1 protein-coding gene is annotated in these 2,604 nt (G+C 52.8%); it reads left to right on the forward strand.

Annotated features, from left to right (window positions below; all coding sequences use genetic code 11):
- Nucleotides 1-449 precede the first annotated feature (449 nt).
- Nucleotides 450-1,889 (forward strand): hypothetical protein, encoded by a 1,440-nt coding sequence (locus B6V75_RS18390; RefSeq protein WP_146735167.1) that lies wholly within the window; start codon nucleotides 450-452, stop codon nucleotides 1,887-1,889.
- Nucleotides 1,890-2,604: the final 715 nt, after the last annotated feature.

The raw sequence follows: 2,604 nt of genomic DNA on the forward strand, positions 1-2,604 counted from the left end.
TGGTGCCCGGAGGCTCCGTCTGTATTGGGTTGTGTTCCCGTTACAGGCATCTTTGCCGCTGATAATCTCAGTAAAGCTTTGGGTATCAGTATGGACGACATGAGGTCAACGGGCGCGTCATGTCCTACGATTTGTCCTACGGTCGTCAGGAATGTTCATACGTGGCTTTGCCGAGCGAGGCTTCGAGTTTTTATGGGGTATGGGGGTATGGGGGGACTTTAAGGTCGCTCCAACGGGTATATGCCCTCGCAAATCCTGACGCAATTTTAGGATCGGACTAGCCAAGTTCGTTCTTTGGATTTTGAGTATCGAGGGGCAGACGCTGGCCCCTGTTTTTTCGGCTCATTGTCTGCCTGGGGTATTTTCTGTGCGTAATTGACCAGAGCACAGCACAGGCCATGCGGGCTATGTGCCGGTTCGCTCTGGGGGATTACCCCGGATTTTCCTCAATGTTTGACACTACCGCTGTTGCGCCTCAGGGCGCAGCTCACCCTTCTGTTGCCTTGCCAACCAGGGGTGAGATGTTTGTCTGTGGCCGATATACATATGCGACCCAAGAGACCAAAGCTCTTGCTCTCCAGCTTCTCTACAAACTGGAACTGATCCCAGAGAGCCTATGCCTCGACGAACTCCCAAAGACTTCCCGTCGGCGTAAAAGCATCGATAAAATGGTCATGTTTGCATCCAACGTTTTAATGGTGATCAGTGAGGTTGAGCACTTTTGCATTTCAATGAGCAAGAAGGCGTGGAACCTTGCCCCTCGCTCATGTGGCTACACTGCCGCCAAAAAGGTCACAGACGCTCTTAGACGACATGGCTTCATCAAACGGCTCGTCAAAGGAAGGCCAAGCACGCGAACAGCATCTATCTTCTCAGCTGCTCCTTGGCTGAGACGTGTCGTCGCGATTTGGCTCCCAGATTTAGCCTTTGGGCTGGCCCAGGGGGCGCATGTCGAAGTTCGCAAGGGGAAGGAAAGTTGGGAGCGCAAGCGTTCCTCCAAGGCTGTCATTCGACTCCAAAGCTTTCCTCGCCAGCAGGTTCGACAACAGCAGGACATTGTAGCCAAGCTCAATGCCTATCTCGGTGGATATATTCTTCGGGACGCAAGCGGCAAAAAGCTGGACACTATTCTGACGCGTATCTTTTCCAATGATCTGCAGCATGGTGGGCGTCTCTACGGATATGAGTTTCAGAGCTTGCCAGAGAAGGACAGGTTGGCTTGTACCATTGGAGGGCAGGAAGTGTGTGAAGTAGACCTCAAGGCTTCTCACGTTGCCTTCCTAGCGGCTCTGTTCCGTTACGCGAGACAGCTACCACAAGACCCCTACCGTTCAATCCAGTGGGTGGCAGACGACCCTGAGCTGCGGCGCATGGCAAAGGTCTTGGTTCAAGTCTGTGTCTATGCAGATGGGACCACACCGTCGTCCTTCCCACAGAGGGTCGCTGACGACGTCCCTTTCCGGGAAAAGTATGGTCTGCCCACGTCAGCCAAGGTCGAGCACTATCTCCCTGCGATCTATGAAGCACTCCCGTTTCTACGGGGCTCTCCTCGCCTGACAATGAATCTGCAATATTTGGAAGCGGAGGCCATCATCGACACAATGCTGAGGTTGGCTCAAAAGCGCATCCCCGCATTCCCGGTGCATGACAGTCTTCTGGTGCGTAAAGCGGATCTGGACGAGGTTATCGTTACCCTGCAGGAGACTCTCGCAGACCACCTAGGGCCACATGCTCCATGGCTGGATGTCTCCTACTTAGATGGGCAGGTAGATGACCTAAAGCCTTTACAGTTAACTGAGAGAGACCCAAGGCTGACAGGGTACAGGCTGCATAATTACGCCGAGCGAGCGGGGCTGAATTTGGTCTACGACTATAGGGAAGGTACCTGAGTTGCATCCTGTCTCTGCCCTGGCATCGCATGATGATGCTGGGGCGGGACAACCGCTCTTCTAATTTTGGCGGCACGTCAAAAGCTTTGAGTGTCCCCACATTAGAGGCCTCGAACTGGCAAGAAACGCCCGAGAGCCAATCTGAGGTCGTAAGCCCTCTCTGGCTCTAAGGTGACTAAGGGGGTAAAGTCATTCTTTGGGCTCCCCCGGAGCTAAACTGTCCGGAATAGCGCTCAACACCGCTCTCAAGCCGACAGGTCTCAGCGGTACATCCGAACAGGCGTCAGATGTCATATAGCCCTACTATCGTTCTCAGATGCTCAAGCGCACGCGACGCAGACCACATCGAGCGCTGACTAGGGTAACTTGAGGACTCTATAATAGATGGATAACCTCCGGTGTGGCGGGGGAGGTGTCCTGAAGCCGACGGGGAGGATGGGTGAAGCTACTCTAAACCAATCTGAAAGAATGAAGCAGAGAACCTCTGTCTTCCTTTGAAGATAGCCCCTTAGTTCGAATCCAACAGAGAGCCCAATCGAAGGCCAGAGAGAAGGATGAGAGAAAGCTCATAGCAAGGAGGTAAAGCTAAAAATGTTTCCCTTCCATCCTATAAGCAGATGCCCAAGAACAATCCTAGGGAAATTACATCTTACAACCATCCATCTATTATAGAGTCCTCAAGTTAAAAACCTCTGCTCCTGTGGTCTTGCGGACG

Origin of the sequence: Thioclava sp. F1Mire-8 (assembly GCF_002213165.1) — a bacterium.
Classification (GTDB): Bacteria; Pseudomonadota; Alphaproteobacteria; order Rhodobacterales; family Rhodobacteraceae; genus Thioclava; species Thioclava nitratireducens.

What these genes read in the sequence shown, in the direction of transcription:
- B6V75_RS18390 (WP_146735167.1), top strand. Translation starts at nt 450, where the DNA reads ATGTTTGACACTACCGCTGTTGCGCCTCAGGGCGCAGCTCACCCTTCT.